The organism is Bacillus sp. mrc49 (genome assembly GCF_002803435.1).
Genome location: NZ_PHNG01000688.1, coordinates 290551 through 303108 on the forward strand (window position 1 = coordinate 290551; position 12558 = coordinate 303108).

Below are 12558 nucleotides of genomic sequence, written 5' to 3' on the forward strand. Positions count from 1 at the left end.
AAAGGAGAATTCTAAAATGAGTACAAAGCGTAATGGGACTCTCAATAAGGAAATTGTCTGGAAAGCTATAAAAGATGCCTTTAAAAAGTTAGATCCAAGAATAATGGCTCGAAATCCTGTCATGTTTGTAGTTGAAATAGGATTTGTTATCACTCTTTTACTATCCATATTCCCGAACTTTTTTGGAGGAACATCGGATAGAGGTTATAACATTGCCGTAAGCGTAATATTGCTGGTTACAATACTCTTTGCTAACTTTTCCGAAGCATTAGCAGAGGGGCGGGGTAAAGCGCAAGCTGATAGTTTGAAAAAGACGAAACAGGATACTAAGGCAAAATTATTCCAAAAAGATGGTTATATAAAGATAGTGGATGCCACAGAACTCCGTAAAGGTGATATTGTCTTGGTGGAAACCAATGATTTAATTCCAACCGATGGTGATGTCATTGAAGGAGTAGCTGCTGTAGATGAGTCCGCAATCACTGGGGAATCAGCTCCCGTAATCAAGGAATCAGGTGGGGACTTCTGTTCGGTAACTGGAGGAACGAAAGTCATCAGTGACTTTATCAAAATTGTCGTCACTTCGGACCCAGGTGAATCCTTTCTTGATCGAATGATCAATCTCGTTGAAGGAGCTAAAAGACAAAAAACCCCTAATGAAATTGCATTGAGCACCCTGCTTGTCAGTTTGACCCTTATCTTTTTGCTTGTTTGCACGACACTAGTACCAATTGCTTCTTATATTAAAGTCACATTACCCATCACCACCTTAGTGGCATTACTGGTCTGTTTAATCCCAACGACTATAGGGGGCCTATTGTCTGCCATTGGGATAGCGGGTATGGATAGGGTTACTCAATTTAACGTCATTGCCATGTCGGGAAAAGCTGTCGAAGCAGCTGGTGACATTAATACCATCATCCTTGATAAAACAGGAACCATCACCCATGGGAACCGCATGGCTTCAGCTTTTTTACCGGTTAAGGGGATAAGCCAAGCTGAGTTAAATAAAGTGGCTGTTCATTCATCATTACACGATGAAACGCCTGAAGGCCGATCTGTCATCGAACTTGCTAAAAAAGCCGGTTTAGCTGATAAAGAATTAGATAAAACCGGGACAGTTGGAATTGAGTTCACGGCTGAAACCCGGATGAGTGGTACAGACTTTCCTGATGGTAGAAAAATCAGAAAAGGTGCTGCTGATTCAATAAGACAATATATACAGCAGCAAGATGGAAAAGTTCCTGGCGATTTAGAAAGCATTACGAATGAAGTCGCCACTGCTGGCGGTACTCCACTTGTTGTTGCAGACGGGAACTGTGTGTTGGGTGTCATTTACTTGAAGGATACAGTAAAACCAGGCATGAGGGAACGCTTTGATGAGTTGCGGAAAATGGGCATAAAAACCGTTATGTGTACCGGTGATAATCCATTGACAGCTAGTACCATTGCAAAAGAAGCGGGAGTAGATGATTTTATTGCTGAAGCGAAGCCTGAAGATAAAATTTCTGTCATTAAACAGGAACAAGCACAAGGCAAACTTGTGGCGATGACGGGAGATGGGACGAATGATGCTCCTGCATTGGCACAGGCAGACGTTGGATTGGCGATGAATACAGGAACCATCGCAGCGAAGGAAGCGGCGAATATGGTGGATTTGGATTCTGACCCTACAAAAATAATCGAAGTAGTGGCAATTGGGAAACAGTTACTCATGACACGGGGCGCTTTGACAACCTTCAGTATTGCTAATGATGTGGCCAAATACTTTGCAATTATTCCAGCTATGTTTATGTTGGCCATTCCTCAGATGAAGGCTTTAAACATTATGAATCTGGCTACACCACAAAGTGCCATTTTATCAGCTTTAATTTTTAATGCTATCATTATCCCCCTTCTCATCCCATTGGCAATGAAGGGTGTGAAATATGTTCCTATGAGTGCTTCAAAATTACTTAAAAAGAACTTGTTCATATACGGATTGGGCGGCGTAATCGTTCCTTTCATAGGAATTAAACTTATTGATATACTGCTGGTCATGCTACAAGTAGCTTAAAAATAAAAGTAAGGGTGGAAATTCATGATGAAAAATATTCGCTTAAGTTTAGTGCTCCTTGTTATGTGTGGAATTGCCTATCCGTTACTAATGACAGGTGTTGCTCAAGTTATAATGCCTGCAAAAGCAGATGGCAGTTTAATAAAAAACGAATCAGGAAAAATCATAGGTTCTGAACTAATTGGTCAATCTTTTAAAGACCCGGGGTATTTTCATGGTCGTGTTTCTTCTATAAAATATGATGCGACAGGATCAGGTACACCCAATTATGCCCCATCCAATGAGGACATGATCAAGCGCACAAAAAAAGATTTGGCAACATTTCTAAAAGATAACCCTACTGTCAAACAAGAGGAGATACCTGCTGATTTACTGACGAATTCCGGTTCGGGCCTTGATCCAAATATTTCATCCCAAGGGGCGAAAATTCAGGTATCACGCATTGCTAAAGAGCGAGGTGTATCTGAAAAAAGTATATATAATCTTGTTGATAAACATACTGAAGGACGGTCATTAGTAGTATTCGGGGATCCCCGGGTGAATGTATTAACGTTGAATATAGCATTGGACCAACTAAAATAGTGTAGAAAAGGAGGGTTCAAGGAACTCTCTTTTTTACTTCTTTTGGCTGGATCGGGGTATATAATGAACCTTTCGACCAGATAGCTTTTCCGATATTCGGTTGAGTTTTATGAATGTTCAATCATCATTTTCCTATTGTTTAATCCGAACTCATCTATAGCCGATTGAAATAATTAAGGTATAATAAATAGGGAAAGATATTTTGTTACGGATTAGGTGAAGATGAACATGAAGCTAATCATAGCGGAGAAACCGGATCAAGGTTCAACGTTGGCAGCTCAATTTAAAACGAAGAAGCAACAGGGATATATAGAAATCATGGCGAATGAACTTTTTCCCGATGGTGCTTATGTGACATGGGCAGTCGGGCATCTATGTCAACTCGTATCGCCGGAGACATATCATGCAAATTGGAAAAAATGGTCGCTGGATACGTTACCGATGATTCCAGAGAGGTTTCAATATGAAGTGACCAGGCAAAAGGCTAAGCAATTCAATGTCGTGAAGACGTTGCTTAGGAAGCAGGACGTCGATGAAATCATCCATGCCGGCGATGCAGGGCGTGAAGGAGAATTGATTGTACGCAATATCGTGAATTTATGCAGCATCCATAAGCCGATGAAGCGTTTATGGATTTCCTCTTTGACCCCGAAAGCCATTTATGAAGGATTCCAGAACCTGATCAGCGAAGAAAAAACAAGACCGCTTTATCATGAAGCCTATACAAGGGCATGTGCAGACTGGGTTGTTGGCATGAATGCATCCAGGGCGTATAGCATTTTATTGAAGCAGAAGGGTGTATCGGATGTTTTCTCAGCTGGACGGGTTCAAACTCCCACCCTCGCTTTGATCGTGAAGCGTGAAATGGAGATTGAACAGTTCAAGTCTGAACCGTTCTGGGAAGTGTTCGCTGACTTCAAGATGGATGGCAATAAATACCAGGGTAAATGGCAGCAGAACAACGATTCAAGAATAAAATCAAAAGAACTTGCTGAAAAGATTGCCGCATTCTGTAAGGACAAGGAAGCGGAAATAGCCGAAATGGCAACAGAAAGAAAGGAATTTCAGCCTCCTTTGCTGTTCAATCTATCGTCATTGCAGGCAACCGTGAATAAGATTTATAAATATTCACCAAAGCAGACTCTCGATATCGTTCAAAGCTTATATCAAAAAGGAATCGTCTCATATCCACGTTCCGACTCCAACTATGTGACAGAGGGGGAAGCCGCGACATTCCCTGATATCTTGCAAAAGCTAAGCGGCTTTTCGGAATATGAATCACTTTTCCCCTTGCCGCAGCCGAGTATCATGAATAATAAACGGTATGTAAATGAAAAGAAAGTGACGGATCACTATGCCATAATTCCGACGGAGCAGGTTACCGATCCTAAGCGTCTTTCCGCTGAAGAACGCAATATTTATGACTTGGTGGTCCTGAGGCTGATTGCCGCCCATTATGAGCAGGCGATTTTTGATTATACAACCATTAAGACGCTTGTCGATAGGCGTGCCGAATTCATTTCAAAGGGCAAGCAACAGATCCAAGAAGGATGGCGCAAGGTCATTTTCCAAAATGACAAAGAAGATGATGATGTCCTATTGCCGCAGGTTTCAAAAGGGGATTCCGGAAAGGTCGCCAAGATTAAGGTGAAGGAAGGAAAAACACAGCCGCCAAAGCGTTATACGGAGGGCCAGCTGATCACCTTGATGAAAACGGCAGGAAAACATCTGGATAATGAAGAGTTGGAAAAGGTCCTGATGAAAACGGAAGGCCTTGGCACCGAAGCAACACGAGCAGGCATCATTACCATGCTTAAAGACCGTAAATACATTGATGTCAAAAAGAACCAGGTATTTGCAACCGATAAAGGAAAAGTGCTGATCACAGCCATTGGGGAGAAAATCCTTGCCTCGCCAGAGATGACAGCCAAATGGGAACAGCGATTAAGGGAAATTGGTGAAGGGAAGGCTTCAGCCGGAGCGTTTATGGAAGCCGTTAAAAAAATGTCGGCAAAAATCATCAGTGATGCTGTGGAGTCGTCGGAAAGCTGGGATTTTCAAGGGCTGGATACCGAATCGATTCAAAGGAGCGGCCCTAAAAAGAGGAGTTCGGCATCCGTAGGCAATTGTAAGCTATGCGGTTCCAAAATTGTCGATAAAGGCGAGTTTTATGGATGTGTGAGTTATCAAAAAACGAAGTGTAACTTTACGATCTCCAAAAAAATCCTTAATAAGAAAATTAGCCAAGCCAATATCAAAAAGCTGCTGGCGAGCGGGGAAACGGACTTGATAAGCGGGTTTAAAAAAGGCGAAAAGACCTTTGATGCGATTTTATCCTGGTCCGAATCGGAAAAGAAAATCAATTTTACATTCCCGGCAGGACAAGCCGTCAAGCAAAATTAATCAAAAACTGCATTTAAATGGCGCCCTGAGACGATAACGGCTTGTTTCAGGGACGTATATATAGTAATATTTTTAGATATGCTTTTGAAATGGGAGGATTCCGAATGCCTACACCAAGCATGGAGGATTACATAGAACAAATTTATTTACTTATTGAAGAAAAAGGGTATGCAAGGGTTTCCGATATTGCTGAAAATCTTTCCGTCCATCCATCTTCTGTGACAAAAATGGTTCAAAAACTCGATCAAGAAAAATATTTGATATATGAAAAGTATCGTGGCCTCGTTTTAACGGCTAACGGGAAAAAAGTCGGGAAAAGGCTTGTATATCGTCATGAACTCTTGGAACAGATGCTAAGATTGATCGGGGTCAAGGAAGAAAATATTTATCATGATGTTGAAGGAATCGAACACCACCTTAGTTGGAATGCCATCGATAGGATTGGTGACCTTGTGGAATTCTTTGAGGAAGCTCCTGAGCGTGTCGAGGAACTACGAAAGATACAAAAAAGAAATGAAGAGAACCCAAAATAAGCTGCCGATGGCAGCTTTCAAAATGCAGACAAACTCGATAAAAATCGAATTTGTCTGCATTTTTTATGTCTGTACAATGTGGACGTTGATTTTAACGGGAGGAACTCGCTCATGAAGAGGCGGACCGCTACCGCCTGCGTGGTCCATCCTAGACGCGCTTTTCCCGCAATCAACTATGTTTTCACTCATAGATTATCCGGGAAGGTTAGTGGAAGAAGGGAATCCCGATCTCTAAATATTCTTCATAGTATTAATTCTCCATTCATACAATTGATAATCTACAAAAGTTTTGAATGGGAGTGGAATGCATGGGATCTAAAGAGTTAACAGGACGAGTAATTTTCATGGGAGACCCCGGCTATAAAGAAGCCATCAAGAATTGGAACCCTTATGTTGATACTCTTCCTTTGGTCTTTGTTTTTGCTCAAAATACCGTTGATGTAAGTAATGCCATTAAATGGGCACGTAAGAATAAAGCACCCGTGCGTGTGAGAAGTGGCCGTCATGCCCTTGATAAGGACCTCTCAGTCGTGAAGGGGGGAATTGTCATTGATGTTAGTGATATGCAAAAAGTGCACTTAAATAAAAAAAAGGCAACGGCGACCGTTCAAACAGGAATTCATGTAGGTCCGCTTGTAAAAGGATTAGCTAAAAAAGGGTTTATGGCTCCGTTTGGAGACAGTCCAACCGTTGGCATCGGGGGAATTACGATGGGCGGTGGATTTGGAGTGCTGTCACGATCGATTGGTCTTATAAGTGATAACCTCCTTGCACTGAAAACAGTGGATGCAGAAGGCAGGATCATTTTTGCAAATAAGGAGAAAAACAAGGATTTGTTTTGGGCTTCCAGGGGAGGAGGGGGAGGTAATTTTGGATATAATACCGAGTACACATTTAAAGTTCGCCGTGCCCCTAAAACCGCTACCGTCTTCAATATCATTTGGCCGTGGGAACAATTGGAAACAGTATGTCGTGCTTGGCAAAAATGGGCGCCGTTCGTAGATGAACGATTAGGGTGTATTCTTGAGATTTTCAGCAAAGTAAATGGATTGTGTCATGCCGAAGGAATTTTCCTCGGTTCAAAAACTGAGCTCATTAAATTATTGAAACCTTTAATGAATTCTGGAACACCAACGCAAATCGTTATAGAAACATTATCTTATCCAGACGCTATAGATTTCTTGGATCCTGACGAGCCAATCCCTGGTAGATCTGATCAGAATGTTAAATTCTCCTCGGCTTGGGGACTTAATCTTTGGCCGGAAAAACCAATTTCAATCATGAGGAAGTTTTTGGAGGAAGCGACCGGGACAGAATCCAATTTCTTTTTTATCAATTGGGGTGGGGCTTTAAGCAGAGTACCTAGCGATCAAACAGCCTTCTTTTGGCGTAATCCATTGTTTTATGTGGAATGGAATGCTAGTTGGGAAAAAAAATCACAAGAAGCTATGAATCTTGAATCGGTTGAAAGGGTGCGTAAGTTAATAAAACCATATGTAAAGGGTTCCTATGTTAATGTTCCAGACCAAAATATTAAAAATTTTGGAAAAGCATATTACGGCTCGAACTTTGCAAAACTTCAAAAAATAAAGGAGAAATATGATCCGAAAAATTTATTTCATTTTCCCCAGAGCATACCGCCATCCAACAAATGAGGTGTAGTTTTTGTATGGGGAAATTTACAATTCATTAAACTAGCATATACGTTAGTTTAGATCAGGGTGCTGCCATTGGGGGCTCTTTTTTCTTCATGAATTAAAGCGCAGCTGGAATGGAATAACCATTTCCCAATTTAAAGATGAAAACCCGTAGGAGAGATTTAACATTGGAAAGAAGTATACTCCTACCGCAAAGGCAGCAGAAAGTCTTAATTGAAAAGGCTTTTAATTTGTTATATCGAACGAATAATGGGATAAGGAAGATCCATATAAAATATCCAAAAAGGAGCTATTCAACAGCTCCTTTTTGGGTGGAAGGAGTGTGAACCATGATTTTTCAACACCGAAAAGCCATATTAAAGATTCATCATTGCGAAAGTGGAGTTCGTTGACCTAAAAAGCAAACCCGAAAAAGGCCTACTTATTTTAGACGATAAATTTTACTTGGCCTTCCGCGAGAAGAAGAAGACTCTTCACCAATGATTTCTGCTAAATTAACTTCACATAAATTTACTACAATACGCCGTGCATTACTTTCATCCCAATAGAGATGCGTCGTTAAATCTTTTATTGTAAAATCGTTCAATTTCAATCTTTTAACTAAAGCATATAATTTATTATAGTTTTTCACACTAATTTTGGCTTTTTTTAGTTTTTCCATAAAATCCTTGTCATCTATCCGGTAAGAAAAACGTAATTCCTTTTCTTCCCCCACGGATTGGATCATTGTTCCGTCCTCTTGTACGATAACGATGCCCTTCTCTGACTTTTCTTTAGAAAGTTGGATGGCACGCTGAGCGTTTATTTCTGCTGAGTGAAGTGTTTGGCCATATCCAATTCCTACGGTCACGGTAGCATTGGATTCGTTAGACAACAAAAAGACTGTATCTTTTAGATCTTTTATTTTGGATTCAATTGTACCTCGTGTACTAAAGATAAAATAACGGCCGTTCCCCTTCTCAACTAATGAACCTTCTAGCAGTTCGCAAAACCTAAGAAGGGTTTCTTTTAATTTTATCTCTAAAAATTGTAGATGGTACGAGCTTTTAGCTTTCTCAAATATTTTCTCGAAATGCTCAATTTCAATGATTTGGACACCGATTTGGGTGTCTCTAAAGTAAAAAGTTCTCGATTTTTCTGCAAGGATTCTTAATGATTGGCGAATTTCCATATCAGTTGTAGATATACGATAGGTCGGAACTCCTGCTTCTTTTAAATTTAGATATACGGCCTCGAAACAAGTCAGTGCACCTTCCGTTTTTCCCGATTTCCATAGGTCAAGATGGAATGCGATCAATTCTTCCGTGGTTGAATCAATATTGAAATTCTTTATATACATTTCTTTTGGTGTGATATCAATTTGTTTTAACGCCTGCTCTAAGTGGGTTGTCGTTATTTCATCGATACTCACTTTACTTAAAAATTCCTTTTGAAAATATCCCATATGCAAAAGACTTTTATAGATGCCAGATTCAGTATGATCGATATACAATAGATTTTCCCCTAGGCCTACCGTGTTTTTCGCGACCATATATGAAATTTGACCAGAAAAAAACCAAACATCCACATCTTTATTGAATGTCGAAACGATTTTTTCAGTTTCTCTGAAATCCTCATAGGGATAGGCTTTAAATTCCATGCTCGACGCATATTCTTTACCCAAATCAATAATGCGCTCAACAGATGAATAAGGACCGACTACTCCAATTTTATACATATTTTTCTCCTTGGTTCCCTAAGTTTAATTACTTTTAATAGTATCTTTAAATTAAAGGGAATTAAAGTTTAATCCTTCGTCATTTGGAAAATGTTTTAGTACTTGATTCTAAAAGGAACTTGATTATATGTTTTAAGAAGAATATAAAATGCGATCTAAAAAAGAGTCATAGGCATGGAACGTACTAATATTCCATGCCTATGGCTCCTCGATTGGAAGATGCTAGATCATTTTAATAAGTTCACCTTAATGCCTTTATTTAATATATTCTGATAGTCGATAAAGTCATATAAGTCTTCATCAATTAATGGATTCAAGCTCTTCAATTCGTCCAGTGTCAACTCTTCTATTGGTTTATTAGTATCTTCACAATAAATGACGATGGAGCCGACGATACTGTGTGCATCCCTGAATGCAACACCTTTGCTAACTAAATAATCGGCGACTTCTGTTGCATTGAGAAAGCCATATTTTACAGCTTTTTTCATATTTTCAGTATTCACCTTCATGGTGGAAATCATCTTGGACATGATCTCCAGACAAGACAAAACAGTATCCAACGCATCAAAAAATGGTTCTTTATCTTCCTGCATATCTTTATTATAAGCCAATGGCAACCCTTTCATCGTTGTTAAAAGTGAAGTAAGAGAACCGTATACCCGTCCTGTTTTTCCTCTTATAAGCTCTGCTGCGTCAGGATTTTTCTTTTGAGGCATAATACTGCTGCCTGTAGAATATGCATCATCGATACTAATGAATTTAAACTCTTGACTACTCCATAAAATCAGTTCCTCGCTTAATCTGCTAACATGCATCATGATGATGGAAAAACCAGACATCAATTCTAACAGGTAATCCCTATCGCTAACACCATCGAGGAAATTGTTCATGGGTTTTGAAAATCCCAACGCCTCTGCTGTCATTTCCCTGTCTATCGTATGAGTCGTACCAGCCAAAGCTCCGCATCCAAGTGGACTTTCGTTCATCATTTCAATTGCATTAAGAATTCTTTTTCTATCCCTATCCAGCATGCTAAAGTAGGCCATTAAATGGTGCTTAAGAGTTACGACTTGCGCTCGCTGAAGATGGGTGTATCCTGGCATGATCACATTGTTTGCTTTTGCCTTTTGTTCCAGGCTATGTTGAAGATCTTCTATATGCTCGATCACCTCTAATGCCTTATTTTTAGCGTAAAGCCTGATATCTAAAGCAACTTGATCATTACGACTTCTTGCTGTATGGAGTTTTTTTGCTGTTTCACCAATTCGTTTTGTTAAGGTTGCTTCAACAAAACTATGAATATCCTCAAAATCCCCTTCGATCAACAATGTTCCGTTCTCGATATCTTCCAATATCGAAAGAAGAGACTTTCTAATGCTTTCTCCTTCGCCCTGGGTAAGCAATTCACATTTCACAAGCATATTTACATGAGCAATACTTCCTTTAATATCTTCAGAATAAAGTCTTTTATCAACCTGAAGGGAACTATTAAAGTCCTCCATTAATTTGTTTTCTTCTTCTCTAAAACGCCCGCCCCATAACTTCATGACCATTTCTCCTTTTGTAATATCAAATTTATTCAACTATCGGTGTTATCCATATCTTGCAATTCTTGAATGTTCCCTTTGTTTCGCATATACCATACACCGTTATAAACAGCGAAGTAGTAAAAAACGAATCCGATTATTGCCACGATGTAAGACATGAATGGCTCTGGAATAATACCCTTGCCACCAAAATTTCCGATTGATGAAACACCGACGAGCATCAAAATATAAATAACCAGATAGATTCCACCGATGATTTCTATCGATTTATGTTTATTGATAAAATGAGTGATTAAATATCCGACAATTCCAATCGCTAATCCCCAAATGGCAAGTTGAATCCTACTCCAATTTGTCCAATAAATAAGAAGAGTGGCAAAAACAAAAGCTAAAGGAGCAATGAAATTCATGCCTGGGATACCGTTGTCTTTAGTTAACCCAACCTTACGAAACACCATTACTGTGACGCATGCTGAAGCATATTTGAAAATACCGATTGATCCGACAATGGCTACAATGGCAGTCCAACTCTTTAAAGGAAATAAGAAAAGCAGCCCAATAAGAAAATTGAGGGTAAGTGCACGTGTTGGAACTCCAAATTTTTTATTGATCGTTCCGAAATAAGATGGGAGGAATCGACTTTTAGCCATCCCAAAGACATGTCTTGAAGTTCCAGCAGTATAGGCTAGCGCTGATCCGGTTGGTGAAATCATTGCGTCTGCTGTTATGGTCCAAGACAACCAAACCATATTCGCCATAAGTGCTAAATTCGCAAATGGAGAGTCGAATTTAATTCCGCTCCAACCATTAGCCAGCATTTCAGGGGGCACGGCCCCTATAAAAACGATTTGAAGTAAAGCATATAAAATGGCTGAGACTCCCAGTGATGTGATAAGAGCAAGCGGAATATTCCGCCTCGGGTTTACCACCTCGCCACTCATCATTACGACATTCCCAAATCCGGTATAGGCAAAAAATATACCGCTAGTTAAGATTGCGCTTAATCCTGCGCCATATCCATTGGGGGCGAATCCATGACTTGTATAATTCTCTTCATGAAAACCTGTCATAAAAAAAGCAATGATGGTTAAGACAGGTACTAAAAATTTAATAGTGGTAATAATGGTGTTCGTGACTGCAAATAATTTGACTCCAAAATAATTCACCACAACAAAGAATACCATTAGGACAGTAGCTGCCAGAATTCCCGTTGTCGTTAGTTGTTCCTTGGATATATCATATAGGCCTGGCCAGAATTCATTGGCATATTGAATGACTCCAGATGATTCAACGGGTGCAGTGGCACAGTAACCAAGCCAAATAGAATAACTAGTCACTGTAGCAAGCAATCTTCCGTGGGAATAGAGGGGATAACGGCCTAACCCCCCGGTTTCTGGTCTTACCCTTGCTAATTCAGCATAAACAAGAGCTATTAGAGTGATGACGAATGCAGCAATAACCCAAGACATTATTGCAGCTGGTCCAGCCATTTTTGCTGTATTCCATGGTCCAAAAAGCCAACTCGATCCAATGATTCCTCCAAGAGATAGTGCAGTAAGTGACCAAAATCCCATTTTTTTCTTCAAATATTGCTCTTGATTCATGAATTTCCCTCTCTCTTAAATGGGGTATATTGATTTTCCCTGTAACTAGCATAATGATTCTTATACACATGAACGATGAATATTTTAATGATGTTCTCTAACTCCTTTCAAATTTATTAGTTAATACGCTGGAAACTAACTATCCTTAATGGGTCGAACATCATTTTATTTAACCATTAGGATCTTTTAGCTTAATCCATAAGCAATAACTCAGTTGGTATTTTTAAGGTAATAAAAGAGTAATTACCTTAAAATGATTTTATTTGATTTGCCGAAATTTCGCAATGCTAATTTTCGAAAATTCGAAAAACTAAACCGTGACATAGTTCATTCATTGAGTAAAGACATACACAATGCCCCATACAGGCAACAAAGCCCTCGGAAGAGAACTAGCGAATGGCATGTTTTCCCCTTCACTGGGTACTGTTTTATCTTGCTTAGGTTAACGTCTGGTTTGG

General features: G+C 39.6%; 8 protein-coding genes. 5 read left to right on the forward strand and 3 right to left on the reverse strand.

The annotated features are described in order from the left end of the window. Positions 1-16 precede the first annotated feature (16 nt). The 5 genes from kdpB (at position 17) to CVN76_RS12730 (ending at position 7229) form a co-directional block, all read left to right on the forward strand. Positions 17-2056: a potassium-transporting ATPase subunit KdpB gene (gene kdpB, locus CVN76_RS12705; RefSeq protein ID WP_100531533.1), complete on the forward strand. Its 2040-nt coding sequence runs from the start codon at positions 17-19 to the stop codon at positions 2054-2056. A gap of 24 nt (positions 2057-2080) precedes the next feature. After that, positions 2081-2638: a potassium-transporting ATPase subunit KdpC gene (kdpC, locus tag CVN76_RS12710; protein ID WP_100531534.1), complete on the forward strand. Its 558-nt coding sequence runs from the start codon at positions 2081-2083 to the stop codon at positions 2636-2638. Between the two features lie 228 nt (positions 2639-2866). Then, positions 2867-5041: a DNA topoisomerase III gene (locus CVN76_RS12715; RefSeq protein WP_100531535.1), complete on the forward strand. Its 2175-nt coding sequence runs from the start codon at positions 2867-2869 to the stop codon at positions 5039-5041. A 104-nt stretch (positions 5042-5145) separates the two neighbouring features. Continuing rightward, the gene (gene mntR, locus CVN76_RS12720) at positions 5146-5574 is read left to right on the forward strand and encodes a transcriptional regulator MntR (protein WP_100531536.1); all 429 of its coding nucleotides are present in this window, start codon (positions 5146-5148) and stop codon (positions 5572-5574) included. A 308-nt stretch (positions 5575-5882) separates the two neighbouring features. Continuing rightward, positions 5883-7229, forward strand: a complete 1347-nt coding sequence (locus CVN76_RS12730; RefSeq protein ID WP_100531538.1) for an FAD-binding oxidoreductase — start codon at positions 5883-5885, stop codon at positions 7227-7229. Positions 7230-7653: 424 nt separating this feature from the next. On the opposite strand, the gene CVN76_RS12735 is transcribed toward CVN76_RS12730, so the two are convergent. The 3 genes from CVN76_RS12735 to CVN76_RS12745 all read right to left on the reverse strand — a co-directional run bounded on the left by CVN76_RS12735 (position 7654) and on the right by CVN76_RS12745 (position 12100). Beyond that, complete coding sequence (locus CVN76_RS12735; protein WP_100531539.1) at positions 7654-8949, reverse strand: hypothetical protein; 1296 nt, start codon at positions 8947-8949, stop codon at positions 7654-7656. A 227-nt stretch (positions 8950-9176) separates the two neighbouring features. Next, positions 9177-10496, reverse strand: a complete 1320-nt coding sequence (gene argH, locus CVN76_RS12740; protein WP_100531540.1) for an argininosuccinate lyase — start codon at positions 10494-10496, stop codon at positions 9177-9179. Between the two features lie 32 nt (positions 10497-10528). After that, on the reverse strand, positions 10529-12100 hold the full coding sequence (locus CVN76_RS12745; protein WP_100531541.1) for an APC family permease: 1572 nt from the start codon (positions 12098-12100) through the stop codon (positions 10529-10531). Between the last annotated feature and the right edge of the window lie 458 nt (positions 12101-12558).

What these genes read in the sequence shown, in the direction of transcription:
- kdpB (WP_100531533.1), top strand. Translation starts at nt 17, where the DNA reads ATGAGTACAAAGCGTAATGGGACTCTCAATAAGGAAATTGTCTGGAAA.
- kdpC (WP_100531534.1), top strand. Translation starts at nt 2,081, where the DNA reads ATGATGAAAAATATTCGCTTAAGTTTAGTGCTCCTTGTTATGTGTGGA.
- CVN76_RS12715 (WP_100531535.1), top strand. Translation starts at nt 2,867, where the DNA reads ATGAAGCTAATCATAGCGGAGAAACCGGATCAAGGTTCAACGTTGGCA.
- mntR (WP_100531536.1), top strand. Translation starts at nt 5,146, where the DNA reads ATGCCTACACCAAGCATGGAGGATTACATAGAACAAATTTATTTACTT.
- CVN76_RS12730 (WP_100531538.1), top strand. Translation starts at nt 5,883, where the DNA reads ATGGGATCTAAAGAGTTAACAGGACGAGTAATTTTCATGGGAGACCCC.
- CVN76_RS12735 (WP_100531539.1), bottom strand. Translation starts at nt 8,949, where the DNA reads ATGTATAAAATTGGAGTAGTCGGTCCTTATTCATCTGTTGAGCGCATT.
- argH (WP_100531540.1), bottom strand. Translation starts at nt 10,496, where the DNA reads ATGAAGTTATGGGGCGGGCGTTTTAGAGAAGAAGAAAACAAATTAATG.
- CVN76_RS12745 (WP_100531541.1), bottom strand. Translation starts at nt 12,100, where the DNA reads ATGAATCAAGAGCAATATTTGAAGAAAAAAATGGGATTTTGGTCACTT.